We start from the raw sequence: 1848 nt of genomic DNA on the forward strand, positions 1-1848 counted from the left end.
GTTCACTGTGACTGGCTTTCATCGCTTTTTTAGCTTATTTGGCGACAACTCTAATGAATAGTACAGTATCAATTGCCACACAACAGCAATCTTTCCTTCCTTTGTTTAATAACCAAGCAACACAGTTTAGATATGAAAGTACCTCAAATGATCGTCACAACAGTTCTAGCAATGACCTTTGGATACATTGGCTCTCAATACTTCACTAAAAATATTATGTATATCATAGGCGGTGGAATGATTGGAGTTGGTGCAGTAGGGTATGTTATTGCGCCCAGAACCAAACAAAAACCAACTCATATACAACAAAAGGAGCCTGCGGAAACTACCCGTCACTAAGCGCAATAGTTTTCAAATGAGAGCAAATGCTCCAAAAATTAATGAATTGTCAAGTGCAAACTCAAACTCACGCTGAAATTTTTTCAACAACAGCTTGATGTATAATTTCTTTTTTTAAGGAATCTGCTGCAACTGCTGCAATAGTTTCCCAATCTTCTTGCTTTAATAACAATCCAAGAAGTTCGCGCAGTATTTCTCGATTAGAAATGAATTCTTCGCCATAAAGCTGATCATTTTCCAGAGTAGCAAGTATGTATTCTCTTACCTCTGGTGTCGGCAGTCTAAACTTTTCAAGTATTCTTTCTCTTGCAGTTTTTACAGCAATTTTCGTAGCTGTACCTAAATTCCAATTATTTAGCAACAACCGCACTTCTCTATTTAGAGAGATACGCAACGTTGTGAAACGTCCCAAAAGTTCTAGATTACCCACTAAGGAGCCAAGTGCTGACCCCCAATCTAACCCAGCCCCAATATTTCCACCAACTTTATCCTCAGCTTCAACAGCTTTTTTTAAGCATTCTTCATCAAATAATAAATCCATTGGATTTACTGCATTTTCTTGGTTGAAGGCACTTTGATTATCGCTCTTTTCCTGTTGACTCATTTATTTACCTTTGCTACCTTATCCAGGAGAACGGAAAACTCCATACTCAAAATAAACTAGATCATCGTAATCTTCATCCTCTCCCACATCAATCATGCCTTGGTTGTCATAAAATTCTTCTACTCCAGGTAGTGAATGTAACCCTACTCTCCCCTCATAACCTAGCTCTAAACTGCGAGTTCTGGCAAACGCCAAGAATGCAGTTCCAACACCTTTTAATTTTGGCGGACGTTGGATATATAACCGATTCCGAGGTGCGGTAGCTATGCCATCAATATATACCAAGCGTTTTCCCTCTTGTAGACGAGAACCGTGCATTTGGGTTTCAATCAGCATTAACCCTTGAGTTTCATCTTCGTATTCAATCGCATAGCCTTCACGGTTTACTTGTCTATTAATGATAAACTCCAGTTTAAAATCCCAGTCCCAAAATTTGTCTGATTGCCTGTGCAATTGTAATTGTTCTTTCCACTTGTTGGCATAATCATCAACATGCTTTTGTGCTAGCTCTACTAAATCCCCTTCCACAATCGTGTTATCTTGACCGCAAATTAGTTTTACCAAAAGAAGCATTGCACCAAAATTACCCATGAACCAATTCTATCAATCCGATCAATCAGCATCATGCTCTGTTTCTTGCAACCAATTTAAAATAGTCAGCGCTAACTCCCAAGATTCGCGCCGCTCCCAATTAGGTAAGTTATTCAGTATGCGTGCAAGTAATATAGCTGGGTTTTCCAATTCTCCGCCACGAGCCGCAACACCATCTTTAACAAGCGCCCCTAAAGTGGCAGCTTGATTCCCTTTATAGTCAGGCTGTCTCTTAATTTCATCAACAATCCAGTCCGGTACTGTGATTGTTTTAAATCCTGATTTCGGCATACACAACAGAGAAATAATATAAA

4 protein-coding genes are annotated in these 1848 nt (G+C 39.2%); 1 reads left to right on the top strand and 3 read right to left on the bottom strand.

The annotated features are described in order from the left end of the window. Window positions 1-132: 132 nt before the first annotated feature. Entirely contained in the window at window positions 133-339 is a 207-nt protein-coding gene (locus tag VB740_RS18015; RefSeq protein ID WP_323201324.1) for a hypothetical protein, read from the top strand. A gap of 67 nt (window positions 340-406) precedes the next feature. On the opposite strand, the gene VB740_RS18020 is transcribed toward VB740_RS18015, so the two are convergent. The 3 genes from VB740_RS18020 to VB740_RS18030 all read right to left on the bottom strand — a co-directional run. Further along, window positions 407-943: a hypothetical protein gene (locus tag VB740_RS18020; protein ID WP_323201325.1), complete on the bottom strand. Its 537-nt coding sequence runs from the start codon at window positions 941-943 to the stop codon at window positions 407-409. An 18-nt stretch (window positions 944-961) separates the two neighbouring features. After that, the gene (locus VB740_RS18025; protein ID WP_323201327.1) at window positions 962-1516 is read right to left on the bottom strand and encodes a GNAT family N-acetyltransferase; all 555 of its coding nucleotides are present in this window, start codon (window positions 1514-1516) and stop codon (window positions 962-964) included. A 39-nt stretch (window positions 1517-1555) separates the two neighbouring features. Next, window positions 1556-1848, bottom strand: a 293-nt coding sequence (locus tag VB740_RS18030; protein ID WP_323201326.1) for a hypothetical protein, incomplete at its 5' end; no start/stop codon positions are given.

Source organism: Nostoc sp. UHCC 0251 (genome assembly GCF_034932245.1).
Taxonomy (GTDB): domain Bacteria; phylum Cyanobacteriota; class Cyanobacteriia; order Cyanobacteriales; family Nostocaceae; genus Nostoc.

What these genes read in the sequence shown, in the direction of transcription:
- VB740_RS18015 (WP_323201324.1), top strand. Translation starts at nt 133, where the DNA reads ATGAAAGTACCTCAAATGATCGTCACAACAGTTCTAGCAATGACCTTT.
- VB740_RS18020 (WP_323201325.1), bottom strand. Translation starts at nt 943, where the DNA reads ATGAGTCAACAGGAAAAGAGCGATAATCAAAGTGCCTTCAACCAAGAA.
- VB740_RS18025 (WP_323201327.1), bottom strand. Translation starts at nt 1,516, where the DNA reads ATGCTTCTTTTGGTAAAACTAATTTGCGGTCAAGATAACACGATTGTG.